This is a genomic window from Streptosporangium nanhuense, assembly GCF_059358815.1.
Genome location: NZ_JCADBG010000001.1, coordinates 1064766 through 1082221, shown reverse-complemented (window position 1 = coordinate 1082221; position 17456 = coordinate 1064766). Strand labels below are relative to the sequence as shown.

At 72.2% G+C, this 17456-nt stretch carries 18 protein-coding genes and 1 pseudogene; 11 read left to right on the top strand and 8 right to left on the bottom strand.

Annotated features, from left to right (window positions below; all coding sequences use genetic code 11):
• Positions 1-87: 87 nt before the first annotated feature.
• The 3 genes from egtB (at position 88) to egtD (ending at position 3280) form a co-directional block, all read left to right on the top strand.
• Positions 88-1497 (top strand): ergothioneine biosynthesis protein EgtB, encoded by a 1410-nt coding sequence (gene egtB, locus AC5L38_RS04495; protein ID WP_495241456.1) that lies wholly within the window; start codon positions 88-90, stop codon positions 1495-1497.
• Entirely contained in the window at positions 1498-2214 is a 717-nt protein-coding gene (gene egtC / locus AC5L38_RS04490; protein WP_495241455.1) for an ergothioneine biosynthesis protein EgtC, read from the top strand. It begins immediately after the preceding gene.
• Between the two features lie 85 nt (positions 2215-2299).
• Positions 2300-3280, top strand: coding sequence for an L-histidine N(alpha)-methyltransferase (gene egtD, locus AC5L38_RS04485; RefSeq protein WP_495241454.1), 981 nt, complete (start codon positions 2300-2302; stop codon positions 3278-3280).
• Between the two features lie 120 nt (positions 3281-3400).
• Here the strand turns inward: egtD and metG are convergent, their stop codons facing one another.
• Complete coding sequence (gene metG / locus AC5L38_RS04480) at positions 3401-4960, bottom strand: methionine--tRNA ligase (RefSeq protein ID WP_495241453.1); 1560 nt, start codon at positions 4958-4960, stop codon at positions 3401-3403.
• A 356-nt stretch (positions 4961-5316) separates the two neighbouring features.
• Between metG and AC5L38_RS04475 the strand changes: the two genes are divergently transcribed.
• The 5 genes from AC5L38_RS04475 to AC5L38_RS04455 all read left to right on the top strand — a co-directional run bounded on the left by AC5L38_RS04475 (position 5317) and on the right by AC5L38_RS04455 (position 8189).
• The gene (locus AC5L38_RS04475) at positions 5317-5553 is read left to right on the top strand and encodes a hypervirulence associated TUDOR domain-containing protein (protein WP_495241452.1); all 237 of its coding nucleotides are present in this window, start codon (positions 5317-5319) and stop codon (positions 5551-5553) included.
• Complete coding sequence (locus AC5L38_RS04470) at positions 5546-5896, top strand: DUF3140 domain-containing protein (protein ID WP_495241451.1); 351 nt, start codon at positions 5546-5548, stop codon at positions 5894-5896. The genes AC5L38_RS04475 and AC5L38_RS04470 overlap by 8 nt, the downstream gene beginning before the upstream one ends.
• A gap of 187 nt (positions 5897-6083) precedes the next feature.
• A complete protein-coding gene (locus tag AC5L38_RS04465; RefSeq protein WP_495241450.1) occupies positions 6084-7040 on the top strand; it encodes an NADP-dependent oxidoreductase in 957 nt (318 codons plus the stop codon).
• 226 nt (positions 7041-7266) lie between these two features.
• Positions 7267-7731 (top strand): cupin domain-containing protein, encoded by a 465-nt coding sequence (locus AC5L38_RS04460; protein WP_495241449.1) that lies wholly within the window; start codon positions 7267-7269, stop codon positions 7729-7731.
• Positions 7732-7880: 149 nt separating this feature from the next.
• Positions 7881-8189, top strand: a complete 309-nt coding sequence (locus tag AC5L38_RS04455; protein ID WP_495241448.1) for a MiAMP1 family antimicrobial peptide — start codon at positions 7881-7883, stop codon at positions 8187-8189.
• Positions 8190-8417: 228 nt separating this feature from the next.
• Here AC5L38_RS04455 and AC5L38_RS04450 read toward each other — a convergent pair.
• The 4 genes and pseudogenes from AC5L38_RS04450 to AC5L38_RS04435 all read right to left on the bottom strand — a co-directional run.
• Positions 8418-8750: pseudogene (locus AC5L38_RS04450) on the bottom strand (NUDIX hydrolase); the annotation flags it as partial.
• Between the two features lie 306 nt (positions 8751-9056).
• Positions 9057-10760, bottom strand: coding sequence for a CocE/NonD family hydrolase (locus AC5L38_RS04445; protein ID WP_495241447.1), 1704 nt, complete (start codon positions 10758-10760; stop codon positions 9057-9059).
• A 136-nt stretch (positions 10761-10896) separates the two neighbouring features.
• Entirely contained in the window at positions 10897-11346 is a 450-nt protein-coding gene (locus AC5L38_RS04440) for a DUF3237 domain-containing protein (protein ID WP_495241446.1), read from the bottom strand.
• Positions 11343-12512 carry a flavin-dependent oxidoreductase gene (locus AC5L38_RS04435; protein ID WP_495241445.1) on the bottom strand — a complete coding sequence of 390 codons (1170 nt, stop codon included), beginning with the start codon at positions 12510-12512 and terminating at the stop codon, positions 11343-11345. Before AC5L38_RS04435 ends, AC5L38_RS04440 begins: the two co-directional genes overlap by 4 nt.
• 72 nt (positions 12513-12584) lie before the next feature.
• Here AC5L38_RS04435 and AC5L38_RS04430 point away from each other — a divergent pair, with 72 nt between their 5' ends.
• A complete protein-coding gene (locus AC5L38_RS04430) occupies positions 12585-13286 on the top strand; it encodes a MarR family winged helix-turn-helix transcriptional regulator (RefSeq protein ID WP_495241444.1) in 702 nt (233 codons plus the stop codon).
• A 40-nt stretch (positions 13287-13326) separates the two neighbouring features.
• Here AC5L38_RS04430 and AC5L38_RS04425 read toward each other — a convergent pair whose 3' ends face one another.
• The gene (locus AC5L38_RS04425) at positions 13327-13923 is read right to left on the bottom strand and encodes a DUF1349 domain-containing protein (protein ID WP_495241443.1); all 597 of its coding nucleotides are present in this window, start codon (positions 13921-13923) and stop codon (positions 13327-13329) included.
• Entirely contained in the window at positions 13920-15026 is a 1107-nt protein-coding gene (locus tag AC5L38_RS04420; protein WP_495241442.1) for a Gfo/Idh/MocA family protein, read from the bottom strand. Before AC5L38_RS04420 ends, AC5L38_RS04425 begins: the two co-directional genes overlap by 4 nt.
• A 460-nt stretch (positions 15027-15486) precedes the next feature.
• On the opposite strand from AC5L38_RS04420, the gene AC5L38_RS04415 reads away from it, so the two are divergent.
• Together AC5L38_RS04415 and AC5L38_RS04410 are read left to right on the top strand one after the other, a co-directional pair.
• Positions 15487-15711, top strand: coding sequence for a hypothetical protein (locus AC5L38_RS04415; RefSeq protein WP_495241441.1), 225 nt, complete (start codon positions 15487-15489; stop codon positions 15709-15711).
• A gap of 15 nt (positions 15712-15726) precedes the next feature.
• Positions 15727-16110: a VOC family protein gene (locus tag AC5L38_RS04410; protein WP_495241440.1), complete on the top strand. Its 384-nt coding sequence runs from the start codon at positions 15727-15729 to the stop codon at positions 16108-16110.
• A gap of 39 nt (positions 16111-16149) precedes the next feature.
• On the opposite strand, the gene AC5L38_RS04405 is transcribed toward AC5L38_RS04410, so the two are convergent.
• Positions 16150-17352, bottom strand: coding sequence for an ROK family protein (locus AC5L38_RS04405; RefSeq protein ID WP_495241439.1), 1203 nt, complete (start codon positions 17350-17352; stop codon positions 16150-16152).
• Between the last annotated feature and the right edge of the window lie 104 nt (positions 17353-17456).

Here is a 17456-nt window from a genome sequence, read left to right as displayed (position 1 = left end):
GGGTCCTGATTCGGACCCGGACCGGCCCGGAACCGGATCGGGAGCCCGGGCCGGAAGAGCCCGGGGTCTCCACGCTGGAGGTATCTGATGAGCGACTTCAAGGAACGGATCGCCGCCGAGCTGACCGCCGCGCGGAACCGCTCCACCGCCTACACCGACGCCGAGGACGACCTGCTGGTCACACAGCACTCGCCGCTGATGTCACCGCTGGTGTGGGATCTGGCCCACGTGGGCAACTACGAGGAGCTGTGGGTGCTGCGGCAGGTCGGCGGGATCGAGCCGCTCCGCCCGGAGATCGACGAGCTGTACGACGCGTTCAAGCACCCGCGCGCGGACCGCCCGTCCCTGCCCATCCTGGGACCGGTGGAGGCGCGCCACTACATCGAGGGCGTGCGCGGCCGGGTGCTGGACGTCCTGGACACGGTCGACCTGCACGACCCCGACCCCCTTCGGCGGTACGGCTTCGTCTTCGGCCTGGTGATCCAGCACGAGCACCAGCACGACGAGACGATGCTCGCCACCCTGCAGCTCTCGGGCCGGCCGGGGCTGGTCCGCGACGGCGAGCTGCCGCCCGGCGGATCCTGGCGGACGCGGGGCCCCGACGAGGTGTTCGTCCCCGCCGGCCCCTTCATGATGGGCACCGACACCCAGCCGTGGGCCTATGACAACGAGCGCCCCGCCCACCGGCTCGACCTGCCCGGCTACTGGATCGACAGGCTGCCCGTCGGCAACCGCGCCTACGCGGACTTCATCGAGGACGGCGGCTACGAGGACCCCCGCTGGTGGGCCCCGGACGGCCTGCGCTGGCTGCGGCGGACCCGCGCCTCCGCCCCGCTGTTCTGGACCAGGGACGGCGACACCTGGTGGCGTACCCGTTTCGGCAGGACCGAGCCCGTCCCCATGGACGAACCCGTACAGCACGTGTGCTGGTACGAGGCCGACGCCTACGCCCGGTGGGCGGGACGGCGGCTGCCCACCGAGGCCGAGTGGGAGAAGGCCTGCGGCTGGGACGCCGAGGCCGGGCGGTCGCGCACGTATCCGTGGGGCGACGACCCGCCGGGGCCCGGCATGGCGAACCTCGGGCACCGGGCGGCACGGCCCGCGCCCCTGGGCGCCTTCCCCCTGGGGGCGGGCCCCTGCGGCGCCGAGCAGATGATCGGGGACGTGTGGGAGTGGACCGGTTCGTGGTTCCTGCCCCACCCCGGCTTCCGCAGCTTCCCCTACCGCGAGTACAGCGAGGTGTTCTTCGGCGCCCACTACCGGGTGCTGCGCGGCGGATCCTGGGCGTCGGACCCGGCCGTGGTCCGCACCACGTTCAGGAACTGGGACCGCCCGGCCCGCAGGCAGATCTTCTCCGGCTTCCGATGCGCCCGCTCGGCTTCGCCGGAGCACTCCCCCGGGCCTTCCTCCGAGCACTCGCCGGAGCCCGCGAGGCGCTCCCCGGGTTCCACGGGACGACCCCCGGGACGCTCGGCGGGCTCGGCGGGGCGAGGGTAGATGTGCCGTCACGCGTCCTGGCTGGGTGCTCCCCGTACCCTCGCCTCGCTGATCCACGAGCCGGTCCACGGCCTGCTCCGGCAGTCCTACAAGCCGCGCCTGCAGCGCCACGGCTCGATCAACGCCGACGGCTTCGGCATGGGCTGGTACGACGCCGCCCGCACGGAGCCCGTCCGCTACCGCCGGACGATCCCCGCCTGGACGGACGCCAACCTGGCGGGGCTCGCGTGGACGGCCCGCTCCGGCTGCATGCTGGCCGCCGTACGGTCGGCCAGCGTCGGGATGCCGATCGAGGAGACCGCCACCGCGCCCTTCGCCGACGGGCCGTGGCTGCTCAGCCACAACGGCTACGTCGCGAGGGAGGCGGTCAGGGAGCTCGCCGACGACTCGGAGAGCTCCTGCGACTCCGCGTGGCTGGCCGCCGCGGTGTTCCTGCGGCGGCGGGCGGGCGACTCGCTCGGTGAGGCCCTGGCGGAGATCGTCACCCGCGCCGGGCTGAAGGATCCCCTCGCCCGCCTGAACCTGCTCGCCTGCGACGGCACGTCGGTCGCCGCGACCGCCTGGGGCGAGACGCTCTTCCTCCGCCGCGACAGCCACCCTCACGACGGGGTGCTCATGGCGAGCGAGCCGCTGGACGACCGGCCCGGCTGGCAGGCCGTACCGGACCACACCCTGGTCCTCGCCTCACCCGACGGGGTGCGCGTCCAGCCCCTGTGAGCGGGCGGAGCCGGACCACAGGAAAGCACAGCACCCGGCCACGGACCGGCGAGCGGGACCGTGGCCCACACACCCAGGAGGCCCCGTGTCCGTCAGCCAGTCAGCCATCCACCTGGTCAACCATCTCGGCCGCGACCATCTTCGCCAGGCACTCGAACACGACGTCCGCGCCGGGCTGACCTCCACACCGAAGTGGCTGCCGCCCAAGTGGTTCTACGACGAGGCGGGCAGCGAGCTGTTCTCCCGCATCACCCGGCTGCCCGAGTACTATCCCACCCGCCGCGAGCTGGCCATCCTGCGCAGGGAGGCCCTCGACATCGCCGTGCGCGCCGGCGCGGACACCCTGGTCGAGCTCGGTTCCGGGACCAGCGAGAAGACCGTGCTGCTGCTGGACGCCCTCGCCGTGACGGGGAGGCTGCGCGCCTACACGCCGGTGGACGTCGACGCGGCCACCCTGGGCGAGGCCGCGCACCGGCTCGCCAACCGCTACCGTGGCCTGGCCGTGAACGCGATCTGCGCCGACTTCGAGGTGCACCTGGGCCTGCTGCCCCGTACGGGACGGCGGTTGGTGGCCTTCCTCGGCGGGACCATCGGCAACCTGGCCCCGACGGCACGCGAGGTGTTCCTGAAGGAACTGCGCGCCACGCTCCGCCCCGGTGACACCTTCCTGCTCGGCGCGGACCTGGTCAAGGACACCGACCGGCTGATCGCGGCGTACGACGACGTGAGCGGGGTGACCGCCGCCTTCAACCGGAACGTCCTGCACGTCATCAACAGGGAGCTGGACGCCGACTTCGAGCCGGACGCCTTCGAGCACGTCGCGCTGTACGACGCGCGGCGCGAGTGGATCGAGATGCGGCTGCGCGCGACCCGCGCCATGCGCGTGCGGATCGGCGACCTCGGCCTGCGGGTCTCCTTCGCGGACGGTGAGGAGATGCGGACCGAGATCAGCGCCAAGTTCCGTCCCGAAGGCCTGCGACGGGAGCTCGTCGCGGCCGGTTTCGGGATGATCCGCCAGTACACCGACCCGACCGGCGACTTCGTCCTCGTCCTGGCCCACCCGTGACCCGCGGCCACCGCGACACGCCCGCCCCGCCCCTGGCCGTCGTGTCGCGGTGAGCGCCAGGACGCGGGTCCGGGCCACGGGTCCGGGCCGCCGCGCGCGGCGCGGATCGGAGCACGGGAATCAGGACGCGGGGCCCGGCTCCCGAACGGTGAGCCGCCGGAAGAGCGGGCGTGCCTCGGGAAGCCCGCCCTCCCCGGCCGTGCACTGCGCGGCGATCCGGGCGGCCGCACCGGGCAGGAAGGGCGCCAGCTGGCCGGCCAGCGTCTCGCAGGCCCGGACGAGCGCGGCGAGGACGGCGTCGAGCCGTGCCGTGGCACCGGGAGCACCGGGGCCGCCGGGGTCGCCGTCGCGTTCGGCCCGGGCCAGCTCCCAGGGCCGGGCGCGCTCGACGTAGCGGTTGGCCTCGTCGACGATGGCCCAGACCGGCGCGGTGGCCCTGCGGAACGCGAAGTCGTCCAGGGCCGCGCGAACGAGATCCGGCGCCCGGCGGCAGGCCTCCTCCAGACCTTCCCCTCCCGGCGCGCCGGTTCCGGGCTCCGTCCGGGGAACGCGCCCGTCGCGGTAGCGGTGGACCATGGTGACGACCCGGTTGACGAGGTTGCCCAGCCCGTTGGCGAGCTCGTCGTTCGCGCGGGCGACGAGCCGGTCGACCGTGAAGTCGGCGTCCCCGACGCGCGGCACCTCGCGCAGCAGCCACCACCGGACGGCGTCGGTGCCGTACTCCCCCGCCAGGGCGACCGGATCGGCGGTGACCCCACCGGATTTGCTGATCTTGCGGCCCCCGGCGGTCAGGTAGTCGTGCACCACCACGTCCGTGGGCGGCGGCTGCCCGGCCGACAGCAGCATCGCCGGCCAGTAGACGGCGTGGAAGCGCAACACCCCCTTGCCGACCAGGTGGACCCGGCGGTCGGCGCCGGTCCACCAGCGGCCGTAGCTCTCACCGCCGGTGCCGTAGTCCAGGGCCGTGACGTAGTTGCCGAGCGCGTCCCACCACACGTAGACGACCTGGCCGGGGTCCCCCGGAACGGGGATCCCCCACCCCCGGGCGCGGGCGGTCGACCGGGAGACCGAGAAGTCCTCCAGGCCACCGGCGATGAAGCCGAGGACCTCGTTGCGGCGTTCGGCGGGCTCGATCCTCAGGCGCCCGCCGGAGACGAGGTCGTGGAGCCGGTCGGCGTGGCGCGAGAGGCGGAAGAACCAGTTCTCCTCCGCGACCCGCTGGGGCTCGACGCCGTGTTCCGGGCAGCGTCCGCCGGTGAGCTCGGCCGGGGCGTAGAACTGCTCGCAGCCGACGCAGTAAAGACCCTCGTAGTGCCTGCGGTAGAGGTCACCGGCGTCGGCGCAGGCCCGCCAGAGCCGCTCCACCCCGACCCGGTGGCGGGGGTCGCGGCTGGTGCGGATGACGTCGTCGACCGCGAGCGCCAGCGGCTCGCGCAGCGCGACGAACGCCTCGGCGTTGCGGTCGACGAACTCCTGGACGGGAACACCCGCGGCCTCGGCGGCCAGGACGTTCTTCAGCGAGTTGTCGTCGGTGCCGGTCTGGAACCGCACCCGGTCGCCCCGCGCCCGGCGGAACCGGGCGAGCACGTCGGCCTGCACGAGCTCCAGCGCGAACCCCAGGTGGGGACGGGCGTTGACGTACGGGATGGTGGTGGTGACGTAGGTGCGCGTCGTGGTCATCGGAACCTCCGGAAAAAGGGGGCTCCGGCCGATGAAACGCGTCGAGGCCCCGTTGACAGGGCCTCGGAGACAATCGTCCGTGCGGCGTCAGCGGCCCCGTGAGCGGGGCATCGTCACCTGACGTGCGGACGCGTTCATGCGGTCAGGCTAACACCCGCCCACCGGCACGAGCCTTCGGTTTTACGACGAGCGAGAACCGGCGCCGGGCCGGGGCGGCAATCAGCGGGTAAGCACCGGCCAAAAACGAGCCCTCGACCAGCGCGCCCCGTCGATCGTTCAGGGCGATCCGATCCAGTGAAGTGCCAGTTCAGGCCCGGCGCGACGGGTTTCGGAGGGGGACGGGGTAAGGGTCGGCTATGACCGACAAGCGCAAGCAGAAGGACCCCGAGGTGGGTGACGACGTCACGTGGGAGAGCCACGGCTCGTCGACCTCGGGCAAGGTGGAGAAGAAGATCACGAAGCGGACGGAGGAGTCGGGCCGCGCCGTGAACGCCTCGGCCGACGATCCGCAGTACCGCGTCCGCAGCGACAAGAGCGGCAAGACCGCCGTGCACAAGCCGTCGGCACTGCACAAGAAGAACCGCGATGACTGACGAAAGAACGGCGACGACCGACGACGGCAAGCAGATCGCCGCGGACTTCGGCCGGGCGGTCAACATGACCGCCGCGGAGCTGGAACGCTGGCTGGACACAGAGGAGTCCAGGAGCGTGGGCGACAAGTCGGGCGGCGAGGAGTCGACGGGGCACCAGTCCGGCCGCCGGATCACCGAGATCCTGCGCAAGCGGAAGGACGACCTGGGAGAGGACGACTACGCCCACATGCGCAAGGTGATCGGCTACGTCCGCCGCCACCTGACGCAGCGTCCGTCCGGTGACGTCAAGGAGACCCGGTGGCGATACTCCCTCATGAACTGGGGGCATGACCCGCTCAGATGAGCGGTGCGCCCCGGCCTCCGGGACGGGCCGTCCCTCTCGCGGCCGCCTCCGGCGGGACCGGCCTCGAGGACCGGTCGTCCCCCTCGCGGCCACGCCGAGCCGCCCGGGGTCGTCGCCGCCGGGGAAAGGCGCCTGACGGCGATATCGGGATTGCCCGTCACGGCCCGGGCGGCCGGGGAGGACGGGCGTGGCCATCTCCGCCAACGGCAAGGACCTGCCCATGCGAGCCATCACCGTCCGAGACCGCGCCGCCGGTCTGGCCGGGCTCTCCCTCACGGAGGAGCCGTACCCCCATGCCGCCGAGAACGACGTCGTCGTCCGGGTGCACGCCGCCGGGTTCACCCCCGGAGAGCTCGACTGGCCGGGAACGTGGTCGGATCGCGCGGGCCGGGACCGGACGCCCAGCGTGCCCGGCCACGAGTTGTCGGGGGTCGTCGCCGAGCTGGGGTACGGAACCACCGGCCTCACCGTCGGCCAGCGGGTGTTCGGGCTGGCCGACTGGACCCGCGACGGCTCGCTGGCCGAGTACGCGGCGGTGGAGGCCCGCAACCTCGCGCCACTGCCGGCCGACGTCGACCACACCGTGGCCGCCGCCCTGCCGATCTCGGGGCTGACCGCGTGGCAGGGCCTGTTCGAGCACGGCCGCCTCGCCGCCGGGCAGACCGTCCTGATCCACGGCGCCGCGGGCGGCGTCGGTTCCGTCGCCGTACAGCTCGCGCGCGAGGCCGGAGCCCGGGTGATCGGCACCGGCAGGGCCGACGACAGGGACACGGCACTCGGCCTCGGCGCCCACGCCTTCCTGGACCTGCGGGCCGATCACCTTGAGGATGCCGGTCAGGTCGACGTCGTGCTCGACGTGATCGGCGGCGACATCCTGGACCGCTCGGCCGCGCTGGTGCGCGACGGCGGCACGCTCGTCACCATCGCCGCGCCGCCCACGACCCGGCCCCGGGACGGGCGGGCGATCTTCTTCGTGGTCGAGCCCGATCGCGCCCGACTCGCCGACCTGGTCCGTCGGGTCCGGGACGGACGGCTCCGCCCGATCGTCGGGTCCGTGCGGACGCTCGCCGAGGCGCCCTCCGCGTTCGCGCCCGCCCGGCGCGTCCCCGGCAAGACGATCATCAGGGTCACGGAAGGGGAATAGCCGGGCGGACGCCGCCTCGGCATGGGTTCCAATTCGGATCCGCACTTGAACGGACCGTCGCCAAGGCTTGGACCCGCCCGCGATTGGGCGTCGAAACGCCTGGACAGGATACTCAGGCGACGACACGGACCCTCCGGGTGGAAGCCGGGACACCTCGCGACTCCCGGGCGTCCCGGAGGCCGGCTCCCGGACGTATCGAAGACCGGAGCAGGACAGGAGGGCCGTCATGATCCGGGTACGGGTCGCCGGTGGCTTTCTCATCGGCGGCGCGGTGGCCGCGGCCACCGCGTGCACTCCCCCCGTGGAGCGTGCGACCGGCGAGGTGCCGGTGGTCGCCATGGTTTCGCGGCCACCGTCCGACAAGCTGTCGCCCCTCCTGGAGCAGGCGCTCCCGAACGTCAGGGGCAAGACGTTCACCTCGGCGATCGTGGACTTCCCGCCCGCCGCACGCGCGGCGCCGCACCGGCACGGCAGGGCTTTCGTCTACGCCTACGTGCTCGAGGGCAGCGTGCGCAGCCGGCTCGGTGGCGAGCCGGCGCGTACGTACCGCCAGGGCGAGAACTGGGTCGAACCGCCGGGCTCCCACCACGTGCTCGCGGAGAACACCAGCCGGACACGCCCGGCGAAGCTGCTGGTCATCTTCATCTCCGACACGGGAGACAAGATCAAGGTCGACGATCCGCCGGGTTAGCCCGCCGCCCACCCCGGTTCGCCGACCCGGTTCGCCGACCCGGCGACACTTTCCGCGAGCGATCCGGGTCACGCACGACACGGCTTGCATACTGAGAGTAATGTTTTGATTACTCTCAGTAGAGTGCTGAGATCGTCGAGAGGACCGTCATGAAGCGAATCGCCCTCGTCCCCCTCATCTCCGCCGCCATGGTCGTGGTCATGGGCGGCGCCGCCTACGCCTCGCAGTACGTGGCCTACGAGGGACCGGGCTTCACCGGCCGGTCGGTGGTCATCGACCGCTGCGGCCCGTCCAACATCCCCTTCCACGGGTCGTACAAGTGGTACGGCGACGGCCAGAGCGGCCGGATGTACAACCAGCCCGACGCGCAGGGAGTGACGCACTTCGAGCTGGCCTCCAACCGCACCGCGGAGCAGAGGACGCCCGTCGGCTGGAAGAGCATCTTCATCGTGTGCTGACCTTCGGAACGCGTGACCGGAAACCGGAGCCCGTCCGCCTTCCGGTCACGCGCCCGCTCTGGCGCGGGCCAGGCCTCCATCGCGTGGAGCCGGGCCCAGCGCGTCGACCGAACCACGACAGGGTCCAGAGGGTCACCGCGAGGAGGCGGGGTCGACCGGGCCGCATGGGGAGTGTCGACCAGGTGCCGGCCAAGAACGCGCGTCCGCCGCCCCTCGGGACGAGAACGCTCAGTGCCGGACCAGGCCGCCGACCGGGACGGGGTCGACATGGCCGGTCGCCGGAAGGGTCCGCGCCAGAGAGAGGCCGACATCGACCAGCGACGATCGGCGCAGGCGCGCGACGCCGGGAATCGAGGTCCAGAGCGACTCGGCGGTTTCGCCGTTCGGCTCGGGCCGGAGCCGGCCACCGGTGATGCGAACCTGATAGAAGACGCCGACATTCTGGTGCTCGGGCAGGCCGGGCAGACGGTCGGCCGCGGGTATCACCCTCGAATCCACACCCAGCAGGCGTTCGACCACCCCGTCACAGCCGGTCTCCTCGGCGACCTCCCGGATGACCGCGTCGAACGGATCCTCCCCGTGCTCGACCTTTCCGCCGGGAAGAGTCCAGGTCCGCGCCCTCCGGCCCCACGTGGTGAGCGAGCAGCACCCGTCCGTCCTCGATGCACACGGCGTACGCCGCCAGCCGGAAGCTCATCGACGCACGCTATCCCGACGCCGTCGATCCCGGCCGATCGCCGCTCCACCGGGAGCCTTCCCGTCCACCCGAACAGCGCGGTGAACGCGATCGGTTCCGGGCCCGCCCGGCTCCCTGTGACGATCGGTGCTGAGGGGAGGTCGCGGGCGCGGTCGTACGGCCCGGGGCCGTCAGCGGGGGACGATCGGGAGGGTGATGTAGGAGTCGGGGAAGACGGTCTGGTGCTGGAGGACCAGGTCGGCCTCGGTGGAGTCGGCGGAGGTCCGGCCGTTGCCGGGGTTGCGGTCGAAGCGGGGGAAGTTGGAGCTGGAGATCTCGACGCGGATGCGGTGACCGGTCTTGAAGACCTGGCTGGTGGCGACGAGGTCGATCTCGTGCACTCCGGACCGGACGGAGGTCCGGACGATGCCGTCGGTCACGCTCATGGCCCGGCCGTCGGGGTGGACGTCGACGAGCTTGGCCGTCCAGTCGGTGGAGAGCGCCGAGGTCTCGGCGTGCAGGGTGACGGAGAGGTGACCGGTCACCTCGACATCGGAGGCGAGCGCCTCGGTGGTGAAGCAGAGCACGTCGGGGCGGAGCTCGACGTCGCGCTGGTCCTGGGGGCCGATGTTCGTCACGTCGGGGAGCAGGAGGGGGCCACCGGTCGTGGGTACGGGGTCGCGGGGGTCGAAGGTGAAGGTGGACGGCTCGGCGTCCGAGGAAGGCCTGGCGTCCGAGGAAGGCCCGGCGTCCGAGTGGGACGCGACGTCCGAGGAAGGTCCGCCGTCCGAGCGGGACGCGGCGTCTGAGGAAGATCCGGCGTCCGCAGGGGGCTCGACGGACAGCAGGCCGCCGGTGTGCAGGTGGTAGCGGGTGTCGACCGCGCGGGACAGTGGCCATTCCTCCTCGTCCCGCCAGACGTTGTCGCCCATGACGAAGATCTTCACGGCCGGGCCGGTGTCCTCGCCGCGCAGGAAGTCCATCTGCCGCTGCGGCAACCCGACCCCCTGCGCCGAGGAGAAGAACCCGAAGTCCAGGCGGCCGGTGCCCGTCGAGTTGGAACCGTGCGACCAGGGGCCGATGACCAGCGGGCCGCCCAGCCGCCGGTGGTTCTCCAGGGTTCCGGCGAGGAACAGGTCGAACCAGCCCCCGACGTGCATCACGGGCACCTCGATCCGGTCGTGCCGCAGGGTCTCGGCCAGTCCCTCCCAGTAGGCGTCGCGGGTCGGGTGCGAGATCCAGTCGTTCCAGCCAGGCACCCCGGTGATGTCGCGCAGCGGCAGCGTTCGCACGGCGGTGGCCTGGTCTCCCAGTACGGGCAGAAGCGTGCCGAAGCCCGCGCCCACGTCCTCCCCCGCCTCCATCCCGTGCATCAGCCCGAGCATCGCCTGCAGCAGGCCCCAGTTCAGCGCCGAGCCGAGCGCGAGGGCCCCGCCGTGGTACTTCAGCCCGTCGTAGAAGTCGTGCGGGGTCATCGAGGCGACCACGGCCTTGAGCCCCGGCGGGCGCGTCGCGGCGGCCTGGAGCGCGCATCCGGCGAGGTAGGACATCCCGAAGGCCACGACCTCGCCGTTCGACCACGGCTGGGAGGTGATCCATCCGATGGTGTCGTAGCCGTCGTCGCCCTCGTCCAGCCACGGCCGGAACTCCCCGTCGCTGCTCCCGCGTCCCCGGCAGTGCTGGAGCACCACCGCGAAGCCGGCCTCCAGCGCGGGCATCTTCGGCGCCATCAGGAACGAGCCCGCGCCGTACGGCGTGCGGACGAGCAGGGCCGGGAACCGCCCGTCCGAGGCGGGGCGGTAGACGTCGCCACGCAGGATCGTGCCGTCGCGCACCGGCATCGGGGTGTCGTGCTCGGCGACGATGGAGAGCGGGGCGCGGTTCAGCTTCGGCATCACGAGTTCCTTGGGGTGTCCGCCGAGCCTCGGAGGGTCGTGCCGGGGCCGTGGTGCGGTTCGGGAAGGGGCGGGTCAGGCGTGGGCGTCGTACGGGAAGAGATCAGATCAGAGTGCGGGCGTCGCGCGGGAGGAGTCAGGTCAGGATGTAGGCGTCGTAGCGGACGGCGTCGGGCAGCCGGCCGCCCGTCCCCACGGCGAGGGTGCGGTTGAGCCACGAGTAGCGCTCGTCACCGGTCTCGAAACGGCAGAACAGCCGGAAGTAGTACTCCGACGGGTCCACCGGCTCGCCCCGGGCGAGGCGGGCCATGACCTCGGCGGGGCCGTGCCGCACGCCGGAGGTGGAGAGGTAGAGGTGGGCGCCGTCGTGGGTGCGCAGGGTGTAGCGGGTGTCGACGCTGGCCATGCCGTCGGCGTGCACGATCTGCCAGTCGGCCCCGCCGGGCAGGACGACGCCGGAGAACCGGGGGCCCTCGAACGACCCGCCCACGATGTTGATCACCCGTCGCCGGCCCCAGTGGGTGCCGCCGAGTTCGAGGATCGGGTCCAGCATCACGGTGAACGTGGCCAGGTGTTCGAGGTTCATCGGGCCACGCTCCAGGACGGGGACTCGTTCAGCGAGGCCGGGTCGAACCCCGCCGTGCGCTTGTAGGAGGCGGCGATCTCGGCCCGCTCCGCGTAGGGGATGACCCGCTCGATGTCGTCGAACCCGTCAGGGGCGCGCTCGTGGGCGAGCCTCATCACGATCTCGGGGCCCATCCGCCGGTTGGACAGCTGCAGGGTGGTCGTGGCGGGCCGCCGGACGGCCTCGTACGCCGCCAGGTCGCCGTGCGCGAGGGAGTGGGCCAGTACCCGGGCGTCGATGATCGCCTGGGAGGCGCCGTTGGAACCGATCGGGTACATCGCGTGGGCGGCGTCGCCCAGCAGGGTGACGTTCCCCTCGGTCCAGTACGGCAGCGGGTCGCGGTCCACCATCGGATACTCGTAGGCGACCTCGGCCCCGGCGATGATCCCCGGCACGTCCAGCCAGTCGAACCGCCAGTCCGCGAAGTGCTTCTCGACCTCGGCCAGGTCCGCCCGGCGGTTCCAGTCGCCCCGGTCGGGGGCCGCGCCGCCGAAGGGCTTCTCGGCGATCCAGTTGATCAGTGGCCGCTCGCCGGTCTCGATCGGGTAGGCCACGAACTTCTGCGTACCGTCACCGACCATGACCATGGAACGCCCGGTCAGGAACGGGGCGCCGTACGTCGTCCCGCGCCACAGGACCAGCCCGTTCCACGGAGGGGGCCCCTCGCCGGGGAACAGGCGCGCGCGGATCGCCGAGTGGATGCCGTCCGCCCCGATCAGCAGGTCCTCCGCGCCCGGGCCGGTGATCCGGCTGCCGGTGACGACCGACCGCGGTCCGAGCCGCTCGATCACGGCGTCCAGCAGCATCGTCTGCAGCCGTCCCCGGTGGACGGAGTACTGCGGCCACAGGTATCCCGCGTCGAGGCCCCTGGGCTCGGACCAGATCGCGGAGCCGTGCCGGTCGAAGTAGCCGAGTTCGGCGGTGGCGACGCCGATCGCCGCCAGCCGGTCGGCGAGCCCGAGCTCCGTCAGTTCCCGTACGGCGTGGGGCAGCAGGTTGATGCCCACGCCCAGGGGACGGATCTCCCGCACGGCCTCGTGGACGGTGAGGTTCTCGAAGCCCGCCGCGTGCAGGCTGAGCGCGGCGGCGAGGCCGCCGATGCCGCCCCCGGCGATGACGATGTCCACGGGCGCCTCCCGTCGATTGTTATGGCCGTAACAATATTCACGGTGAGGGCGCGCCTGCGCAAGACTTGTCCGGTGGAATCAGTGGAGCCGGCAGGCGGGAGACCGGCGCGCGCGGGTTCCGGCCGACGGGCCGGAGACCGGGGACGCGCCAAGGCGCCGGGCACGGCCGGCGACAAGGGGACGTCGCGGGCCGAGGGCGGCGGGGGGTCGCGGGCGGAGGACAGGGAAACGTCGCGGGCCGAGGGCGGCGGGGGGTCGCGGGTGGAGTCGGCGGGGAGGGCGGACCTGCGGTACGCCGCGTACGCGCGGGAACGCCTGGCCGGCATGCCTCCCCCCGCCGACCCCGAGGGGTTCGAGCTCGCCTACAACCTGCTGCAACTGGCCTACCTGCTGGTGACGGACCTGGAGACACGGATCCACCGCCCGCGCGGCTGGACGCTGCCCGGCTTCCGGCTGATGTTCAAGCTCTGGATCCTCGGCCCGACCCAGCCCGCCCGGCTCGCCGAGATCTCCGCCATGTCCCGCTCCGCGGTGACGAACGTGGTCAACACCCTGGAGCGCGACGGCCTGGTCGAGCGTCGCCCGGTGCCCGGCGACAGGCGCGCGGTGGTGGTCACGCTGTCGGAGAAGGGGGAGGCCGCCGTCCGCGAGACGTTCGCCGAGCAGACCCGCAGGGAGCAGCAGTGGTTCTCCCCCCTGGACCCGCGCGAGCAGGCCGAGCTCAGCGGTCTGCTCGCGCGTATCCTCACCGCCCGCCCGGCCGACACCCCATGACCCGGCCGCCGTCCCACGGCTCTCGGCGGGGGGAGGCGGGTTACGCGCCGCCGCGCAGGTCGGACAGGCGCTTGGGCGAGTACGCGATGTCCTCGAAGCGCACCGTGCAGCCCTCACCGGTGGGGCTCTGCGCCAGGAAGCCGACCTCCGGGTCCCCGTCGAGCGCGAAGTATCTGATGAGGTTCCAGAACCCGGACTCGTCGGCGACGTGGAAGGCGAAGGCGGAGCCGAGGCGGGAGAGGCGCAGCCGGATCTCCGTGCCGTCCATGGTCACGGAGTTGCAGTCGTCGGACACCCCGCGGGTGACCACCGTGACGATCGTGGGCCTGCCCTGGGGGGAGAGTTCGAGGCCGCACTTGGCCCACCGGTCGTCGCCGGCGTACAGCAGCAGGGCGGCCGCGTCGTAGGTGGACAGCAGGTCGAGCCTGACCCGCGTGCTGAGCGTGAAGTCGCCGTCCAGGCGGCCGACGAGAGCGGGGGCGTTGGCGTAGCGGTTCGGCTCCCCGGGGTCGGAGAAGAGGTCGGTTCCCGCTCCCGCGACGATGGAGAGCGCGTCGTCCTCGGCGCTCCAGTCCGCGGGCCGGTTCAGCCAGCGCAGCGGCGCGGGGAAGGCGGGCAGGGAGACGGTCTCGCTCACGGGTGTTCCTCCAGACGGTTTGCGAACGCGTAGGCGTCCGCGATGAGACGGTCGACGGCCTCGGCGTCGCGGACGGGGCAGACCGGATCGGCCCCGTCGCGGACACCGCAGGCGAAGTCGGCCATGAGGGGCAGGTGCGGGTTGTCCGGCGGGGGAAGGAACTCCTCGACGGCGGCCCCGTCGACGATCCCGCGTACGGTCCCCGAGTCGAGGGGGTCGAGTTCCAGGTGACCACCGTCGAAGGACAGGTGGAAGCGGTCGTGGCGGGCGCCGGGCGCCCACGCCGCCTCCAGCCCGGCCGTACCTCCCGACGGCCAGGCCAGCTCCACCTGGGCGAGGCGCTCCGCGCCCAGGTCGAAGGGCAGGCCCGTCCGCGCGCCGGTCACGACGGGCTCCCCCAGCAGCCAGCAGAGCAGGTCGAGGCGGTGACTGCCGATGTCGGCGAGCACTCCCCCGCCGGAGATCGCGGGGTCGGTACGCCAGAGCCGGGGGTCGTCCGGTCCCGGGTCGAAGTGGCTCCGGAACTCCACGACCGCGCGGTGGACGGCGCGCCCGCGCAGGATCTCGCGTACCCGCCCGAGCGCGGGCGCGAGCCGGCGGTAGTAGGCGACGCCCACGTGGGCGGTTGCCAGCTCCGAAGCCGTCCCACGGGGGTGGGCGACCCCTGCGTGACCGATGGCCCGCTCTGAAGCCGTCTCGCGGTGGCGGGCTACACCGGCGTGACCGATGGCCTGCTCCGGAGCCGTCCCACGGGAACGAGCGACACCGGCGTGGCCGGCGGCCGGGTGGGGAACCGCCCCGGCGAGTGGCTTCTCCACGAGGACCGGCAGGCCCGCGCGTACCGCCGCGATCGCGAGGGGGAGGTGGGCCGCGACCGGCGTGGCGATGTAAACGACCTCGGCCACGTCGAGCAGCGCGGTGTAGTCGGACGTGCCGAAGGCGCCGGAACCGCCGAACTCCTCGCAGGTCGCCCGGGCCCGTGCGGCGTCCCGGCCCCACACGCAGGCGACGGTCTCGCCGAGGGACAGCAGGGCGGGCAGTGCCTTCCTGCGGACGATGTCGCCGTATCCGGCGATCCCCCATCTCAGTCCGGGTCCGGGCATGTGGCCGTCTTCAGGGTTTCCGGGAGCGGGGCACGGCGTGCGGCGGCTTCACCGGCGAGGTCCGGGCCGGGGAGCGTCGAGCGCCCCGGAGGCCGGATGACGCCACCGAGGTCTCCGTCATGCCGCTTCCCTTCACCTGCACGAACTCTCCCGGCCGCGCGAATGCCGAACCCGATGTACCGTACCGCGATAGAAAATGCCTCACAAGAGGACTTGATCCACTTTGGAATATCATTTATGCTCCAGAGTGGGAGCGCTCCCACTCTGAGGCGCCATGCCTCCGATCCGAATTCGGCTTACTTGAACGCGCACATGAGCGACGTACCGACTTTGACGAACGAGGATCGGCCGATCGCGTCCTTCATGGCCGAACGGGGAGAGGGAGGGCCACCGGTCCGCGAGGTCCGGCGGCGGGAAGGGCCCGGACCGGGCCGCCCCTGACCAGGCAAGCGCTCCCGGCGTGGTCACAGACCACGAGGACCCGCCCGGGAAGTTCGTCGACGGGGAGATCGCCCGGCCCGTCCATATGCGCATCGGCATCATGGGCGCCTGCGATGCGCGCTGCGATTTTCGCGACCTCCGTTCGCCGGACGAGGAGAATTTCCACGACCTGTTCTCCGCCAAGGACGCGATTCCCACCGAAAAGAACGTTGAGCTCATGCGGAAGTGTTCGTCACCGGAATGATGGCATTCTCTATGCATGATCGGACGTCTCGAGAAGACAGTGATCGACTGCCCGGACCCGCGCGCTCTCGCGGAGTTCTACTGCCGGGTGCTCGGCATGAGGGTGAACGAGGACATCGAGGACAACGGCGGCTGGGTGGTCATCGGCCTGGAACCCGGCCTTCGACAGCTGGCCTTCCAGAGGGCGGCCCCATGGGTCACGCCGCGCTGGCCCGACCCGGCGCATCCCCAGCAGATGCACCTCGACATCCGCGTGAGTGATCCAGACCGGGCCGAGCGGGAACTCCTCGCCCTGGGCGCCACCCGTGTCCCGGGAGAGCGCGAGACGGGCTTTCGCGTCTTCACCGATCCCGTCGGTCACCCGTTCTGCATCGTCTTCGGTGGCCACGGCACAGGCTGAACCGGCCCCGGTGCCCTGAACCTCGAAGGTCCGGGACCCTCAGGCCAGGGAGCGGACGGAGCGGAGCGGCTGCCAGCCGGCGGAGTCGACGGCCTCGGGCGACAGGATGTTGTCCAGGACCATGTGGGCGCAGCCGATGATCCCGGCGCTGGGGCCGAGCCTGCTGCGCTCGATGCGCAGGTTGCGGGTGGCCAGGGCCGTCGAGCGGCGGTGGATGACCTCACGTACCCCCGAGACCATCGGCTGGAAGGTCTCCGCGACGTCGCCGCCGAGGACCACCACCGAGGGGTTGAGCAGGTTGACCGCGCTGGCGACGACCTCGCCGAGCATCCGGGCGGCGTTGCGGACCACGGTCATGGTCTCCGCGTCCCCGGCCCTGACCAGGCTCACCACGTCGGCCAGGGTCGTGACCTCGTGCCCCATGTCGCGGAGCCTGCGCAGGATCGCGGTGCCGCTGGCGATGGAGTCGACGCAGTCGATGTTGCCGCAGCGGCAGAGGACTCCCCCGCCGTCGCGGACCGGGATGTGCCCGATCTCCCCCGCGGCGCCCAGCGCCCCCCGCAGGATCTCGCCCCCGGCGATGACCCCGGAGCCGATCCGGGTGGAGACCTTGATGAACAGCAGGTCGTCGGCCTCGCCCGCGTAGATCTCGCGGTGCTCGCCGATCGCGATGACGTTCACGTCGTTGTCGAGGAAGACGGGGACGGGGAAGCGCTCGGCGATGATCGGCGGGATGGCCACGCCGGTCCAGCTGGCCATGATCCGGGCGCTCTCGGTGCGGCCGGCCGCGAACTCCACCGTGGCGGGGACCCCCAGGCCGACCCCGCGGACCAGGGAGGCGGGACGGTCGCCGAGCAGCTCGCTCCAGGTCTGCATGACCAGGGGCAGGACGACGTCCGGCCCCTCCTCCACGTCCACGGACAGGGCGGCGCCGGCCAGCACCTTTCCCGCGAGGTCGCAGACGGCGACCTGCGCGCGGCTCGCGCCCAGCGAGCCGACCAGGACGACCCCGCCGGAGGCGTTGAAGGCCAGGCGGGTCGGCGGGCGGCCTCCGGTCGAGGGGCCCTCGCTGTCCTCCACGACCAGGCCCCGGTCCAGCAGCTCGGTGACGCGCAGGGAGACGGCGGGTCTGGACAGACCGGTGACACGCCCTATGTCCGCGCGGGTGACGGCCTCGCCGGAGCGGATGAGGCGCAGCACCTCACCGCTGGTGGCCAGCGCGGCAGCGGGACGTCGAGGCATCCGCCAAGTGAATCACACCCACTTTGGAAATGAAAACTTCCTACTTTCTCATCTCAAATGACAAAACTCCGCTTGTGTAGAGCGCAAGATCTAGCTACTGTCCG

Coding starts and splice junctions, on each gene's coding strand:
- egtB (WP_495241456.1), top strand. CDS start 88: ATGAGCGACTTCAAGGAACGGATCGCCGCCGAGCTGACCGCCGCGCGG.
- egtC (WP_495241455.1), top strand. CDS start 1,498: ATGTGCCGTCACGCGTCCTGGCTGGGTGCTCCCCGTACCCTCGCCTCG.
- metG (WP_495241453.1), bottom strand. CDS start 4,960: ATGACCACGACGCGCACCTACGTCACCACCACCATCCCGTACGTCAAC.
- AC5L38_RS04475 (WP_495241452.1), top strand. CDS start 5,317: ATGACCGACAAGCGCAAGCAGAAGGACCCCGAGGTGGGTGACGACGTC.
- AC5L38_RS04470 (WP_495241451.1), top strand. CDS start 5,546: ATGACTGACGAAAGAACGGCGACGACCGACGACGGCAAGCAGATCGCC.
- AC5L38_RS04460 (WP_495241449.1), top strand. CDS start 7,267: ATGATCCGGGTACGGGTCGCCGGTGGCTTTCTCATCGGCGGCGCGGTG.
- AC5L38_RS04455 (WP_495241448.1), top strand. CDS start 7,881: ATGAAGCGAATCGCCCTCGTCCCCCTCATCTCCGCCGCCATGGTCGTG.
- AC5L38_RS04445 (WP_495241447.1), bottom strand. CDS start 10,760: ATGCCGAAGCTGAACCGCGCCCCGCTCTCCATCGTCGCCGAGCACGAC.
- AC5L38_RS04440 (WP_495241446.1), bottom strand. CDS start 11,346: ATGAACCTCGAACACCTGGCCACGTTCACCGTGATGCTGGACCCGATC.
- AC5L38_RS04420 (WP_495241442.1), bottom strand. CDS start 15,026: ATGCCCGGACCCGGACTGAGATGGGGGATCGCCGGATACGGCGACATC.
- AC5L38_RS04410 (WP_495241440.1), top strand. CDS start 15,727: ATGATCGGACGTCTCGAGAAGACAGTGATCGACTGCCCGGACCCGCGC.
- AC5L38_RS04405 (WP_495241439.1), bottom strand. CDS start 17,352: ATGCCTCGACGTCCCGCTGCCGCGCTGGCCACCAGCGGTGAGGTGCTG.